Origin of the sequence: Methylomonas rosea (assembly GCF_024505055.1) — a bacterium.
GTDB lineage: Bacteria > Pseudomonadota > Gammaproteobacteria > Methylococcales > Methylomonadaceae > Methylomonas > Methylomonas rosea.
The window spans coordinates 1-4,291 of sequence record NZ_JANIBL010000117.1 but is presented as its reverse complement, the minus strand read 5'-3'; the positions used below and the strand labels follow the sequence as shown (position 1 = coordinate 4,291).

5 protein-coding genes are annotated in these 4,291 nt (G+C 51.1%); all 5 read right to left on the bottom strand.

Annotated features, from left to right (window positions below; all coding sequences use genetic code 11):
• Positions 1–201 precede the first annotated feature (201 nt).
• Complete coding sequence (locus NP589_RS21210; protein WP_256608756.1) at positions 202–993, bottom strand: Aq_1264-related membrane protein; 792 nt, start codon at positions 991–993, stop codon at positions 202–204.
• A gap of 91 nt (positions 994–1,084) precedes the next feature.
• Positions 1,085–1,732, bottom strand: coding sequence for a c-type cytochrome (locus NP589_RS21205; RefSeq protein ID WP_256608755.1), 648 nt, complete (start codon positions 1,730–1,732; stop codon positions 1,085–1,087).
• Positions 1,733–1,734: 2 nt separating this feature from the next.
• The gene (locus tag NP589_RS21200) at positions 1,735–3,354 is read right to left on the bottom strand and encodes a b(o/a)3-type cytochrome-c oxidase subunit 1 (protein ID WP_256608754.1); all 1,620 of its coding nucleotides are present in this window, start codon (positions 3,352–3,354) and stop codon (positions 1,735–1,737) included.
• Positions 3,347–3,871, bottom strand: coding sequence for a cupredoxin domain-containing protein (locus NP589_RS21195; protein WP_256608753.1), 525 nt, complete (start codon positions 3,869–3,871; stop codon positions 3,347–3,349). Before NP589_RS21195 ends, NP589_RS21200 begins: the two co-directional genes overlap by 8 nt.
• A gap of 9 nt (positions 3,872–3,880) precedes the next feature.
• Complete coding sequence (locus NP589_RS21190) at positions 3,881–4,033, bottom strand: hypothetical protein (protein ID WP_051669688.1); 153 nt, start codon at positions 4,031–4,033, stop codon at positions 3,881–3,883.
• Between the last annotated feature and the right edge of the window lie 258 nt (positions 4,034–4,291).

Here is a 4,291-nt window from a genome sequence, read left to right as displayed (position 1 = left end):
GTAGAGTTCGCCCCTCAGATATGATTCTCCGTGCTTTCAGGAGGGCTTCTGAATCTTGGCGTTCTAGTGGTTGCATCGATTATTCTTCGCTGCTTGTGTTGCTGGGGTCAAATTTCTTTTTGGAGTGGTGCTTGTTGCATTGGAGTTTCGTGGCGTAACGCGGTGCTGTTTTTTGTGCGGCATAACTGGTTAACTGAGCCTCTATTCACGCAATATTGCATTACGGCGGTCCGATTGTTTCAGAATTCCGCCCAATACCCACATCTGATACATGGATACGGTCCACATAAACGCGAAGGATACCCCTAGGCCGGCGCCGGCAAAAAGTACCAACAAGGCAAAGTGAGGATTGAGTTTAGTCAACCACCACGAGGCGATGTCTATCAGCAGAAACAAATAAGGCATCACAATAGCCGGGTATTTATATTTGCACGGCACACCGGTACTGAAGCTGAAAATGATACCGACAAACATAAAAATGAAGCTGATACCGAACAAGTGGATGTGCGACAGTCGCGTCAGCGATTGAAAGGTTGCGCCTTCATTCGATTCTGTCAGCTTTTTTAAGTTTTCGAACTTGGTGAAATCAGGCAGCGAACCGGCATTGGCGCCATGGCAGCCGGTGCAAAATTGCTCGACGATGGGTTTAATTTCCTTGTTGTAAACCGCTTCGTCGCCCCCATCCCTGACCCATTGAATGATTTTGAAGCGCTCCTGTTCAGGCGCGTTGTATTTCATAGAACCGTTTAGTTTGGATTCCAATACCGAACCGGAGCGGTCGCCATAGTAGCTGTAAACAATATCGTCCATCGATAGACCGAATTTGCCGTCGGCCATGCCGTGGGTAAACAAAATCTGGATTAATGCCATCAAATAACCGGCGGCTATCGTGGTTAGATAGCCGGTGAACAGCAGTTTGATCGAGAGGCCGAAACTGATCAGATTAGCGCCTTTGTAGGCATATTTAACGGGTGTTTCGTTGCGATCAGACATAGGTGCAATTCCGGGTTGTTGGGGATGTTATCGCTTCGAGCAAGGCTTTAAGCGGGAGGCAAAAGCCTTGCCTCCCAAGCCAAGCATATTACTATTTTTTGATGTTTTGGTAGTAATAACCCAGTTCGCTGATTTCTTCGTCGGTTAAGGTTTGCGTAATGATGCGCATCCGGCTGTAAATGTCGTTGCGACGTGTACCGTCCTTAAACGCATGCAGTGTGGCCGAGATGTAATCCGCATTTTGGCCGGACAGGGCTGGAATGTCGACCACTTGACCCTTGCCGTCGCCGCCGTGACACACTTCGCAAGGCGGCAACACCCGTTCGCTACTGCCGCCTTTAACCAGAGTTTCGGCTTTTTCATAGACCATGACAGTCTTTGACTGGAACGCCGGCGTCTGCGAACCGAACCATACCGCCAAATCGGCAGCGTCTTGTTTGCTGAGCGTTTTAGCCAAACCGGACATCATCGCGTTATCCCGGCTACCGTCGGCGTAATCCTGCAATTGCTTGTACAAATACGTCGGCAATTGTCCGGCCAGTGACGGGAAAGCCGCCGAGGTACTGATGCCTTTTTCGCCGTGACAGGCGTTGCAAGTCTTGGCCAGTTCTGCGCCTTTTTGCGGGTTGCCGGCTTTCACGAAGTTTAATTGATCAGCGGTCCAGGCGACTTGCGAGGAAGGCTGTGCAAACGCCGCGCTTGGTAGCAATAAAGCTGCGCTTAGAATGATTTTTTTCATAATCAGACCCCCCATCTGCCTGAACCAAAGGTTTCCATCAAGAAGAATTGCAGGATCGGATAGCCGAACGCAATCAGCATGAACACGCCGATGACGATGTTCCATAAGGTGAAGCTGTTCAGATAGCCGGGTAAGTCCTTGACCGCATGTATCGGTTCCGCATATTCCACCTCGCCTTGATAGCTTTCGCTGCCGAGATGGGTTTTATACAGGTTGTAAACTAGCATGCCGGCGGAAACCACCAGAATCAAACCACCGAAAATCATGGTCACCTCGTAGGGTTCCCAGGAAATGGTTAATAGGTTGTTGTAGTTAACGCTGTCTATGCGGCGTGGTTGACCCAGCAAGCCCAATATATGCCATGGGGTGGTCATGATGACCATGCCGATAAACCAACTCCACAGTTGGGCAATGGCCATTGATGGGCAAAACAGCGGTTTGCCGGTCAAAATCGGCCAGAAATAATAGGCAATACCGAAGTACATGATGATGGTGGTGCCGCCGAAGATCAGATGGAAATGCCCGGAAATCCAGGCGGTGTTATGCACCATCGCGTTCATCGCATAACTGGCGTTGACCAAGCCGCCGAAGCCGCCGAAGATCAACATCAACAACCCCAGAATAATTGCCAGCACCATCGGGTTGTTCCAGGGCAGGGCGGCAATCCAGCCGAACAAGCCCTTGCCGCCGTTGAGCCGCCCGGCGATTTCCAGCGAGGCTATGACGGTAAAGCCGGTGATGAACGTCGGTAGCGTAACCACAAAAGTGCCGACGGCATGCAGGATTTTCCAGCCGTGCGCTTGTTCCGGATCCATATACAAGTGATGGAAGCCGATAGGCAAACTAAATACCACCAACAAAATGAACGCCGCTCTGGCCATCTCGTCGCTGAACAAAAAACCGCCCGCTTGTTTGGGGACCAGCGTGTAAAACGCAGTGTAGGTTGGAATCAGCCAGAAATAGACGATGGGATGCAAGGTCCAGGCAAACAAGGTGCGTGCCAGCCCTGCATCGATAGTATCGATCCAGCCCAAGGCCCAGGGAATCAACTGAAACAACACTTCCACGGCAACGCCGGCACTGGTCCATAACCACAGGATCGCATTGGCGGTGGTAGCGAACATCGCCAGCGGCACGGGTTGCCCCGGATTGGCCTTTTTCCATTGCATGTACATCACAATCATCGACACGCACCAGAACCAGGAACCCACAACCAGCAAGGTCGCGCCGATATAAAATATCGGATGGGCCATCAGCGGCGGATAAAAGGTGAACAGCACTGAAGCTTGACCAAGTAGTAGCGGTAAGGCTGCCAGTACCACGCCGGTCAGCGCGACGCCGAAGCCGGTCCAAGCAAAAGTCTTATTCCAGACGGGCAATTTCAATGTGGTGTTGGCCACATAATAGCCAAAGCCCATGATGAAAAATGTGGTGAGCACAAAACCCATTAACACACCGTGGGTGCTGACCGACGCATAATACACTTCCCGTGATTCTAAAAAGCCGAAGAAGCCACTACGCTCGATGACCTGATACAAGCCCATCACCGCAGCCAGCCCAAAAGCGCCGAACGCCACCCAGAAGTGAGTAAGCGCCAATTTTTTTTCCGCTACGTTATCCATGATTCGCTCCCCCTTGAGTATTGAGCGCATCCCATTGCGCTTTGCTGACCACCTTGATATTGCTCCACATATGCGCATGGCCCATGCCGCAATATTCGTTACACAGCAGCGGATAGTCGCCGGCGTGATGCAGCACGGTGCTCACTTGCGCGACATAGCCCGGCACGATCATCGTGCTCATATTAGTCATTGGCATATGTACGCCGTGGATCACGTCCAGGCTTACCCAGCGGAAGGTAATCGCGGTTTCCGCCGGCAAGGTCAGGTCTTTCGGATAAAAGCCGTAACGGCCAGCGACCATGCGCACGGTGACGCTACCATTGGGATTGCGTTCCACCCCAAGTTTATCTTCGGCGAATTCAGCGGATAAATGCAGTTTGGCGGAGTCTATCGTTTCGACGTTGCTTGGCGCGTGAATGCCGTGAAAAAACGCCGACCCCAAAATGACGGTCACAAATAAGCCGGCTATCCCCAAGGAGATACCGGCCCAGTTTTTTTCCAGTTTATCGATATGCATAGTGCCTCCTTAACCAATATGGCCGCGAGGCAAAAATATACCGTAGTACATTAATAGCCAAGCCACGACCATGCCGCCGCCGACTATCAACATCAGCGCCCAAGTGCCGACCGGTGAGCTTTGCAAAATTTTTTGACGTTCTTCTTCAGAGAGATTGTTCATATCCTTCCTTCTTGTATGCGTTTTGATAGGAATTATGTTGGCAACCAACCGCATGAACAGCACCGGCTTCGTCATTCTTGCTGATGACTTTACCATCTGATTGCTGGGGTAATCATACCCTTAGCGCCGGGCTAATCGAAAGCGATAAATCAATGTTATTAATTGTTTGCGGGAGGATTAGCCGAAAGCTCGTCGAGAACACACTCGGCTTTTAACGGGATGAGGAATATGTTGGGGCAGTGGTTTTGTTGATGCACC

Excerpts from the sequence above, each read along its gene's own strand:
- NP589_RS21210 (WP_256608756.1), bottom strand. The coding sequence starts at position 993 with ATGTCTGATCGCAACGAAACACCCGTTAAATATGCCTACAAAGGCGCT.
- NP589_RS21205 (WP_256608755.1), bottom strand. The coding sequence starts at position 1,732 with ATGAAAAAAATCATTCTAAGCGCAGCTTTATTGCTACCAAGCGCGGCG.
- NP589_RS21200 (WP_256608754.1), bottom strand. The coding sequence starts at position 3,354 with ATGGATAACGTAGCGGAAAAAAAATTGGCGCTTACTCACTTCTGGGTG.
- NP589_RS21195 (WP_256608753.1), bottom strand. The coding sequence starts at position 3,871 with ATGCATATCGATAAACTGGAAAAAAACTGGGCCGGTATCTCCTTGGGG.
- NP589_RS21190 (WP_051669688.1), bottom strand. The coding sequence starts at position 4,033 with ATGAACAATCTCTCTGAAGAAGAACGTCAAAAAATTTTGCAAAGCTCA.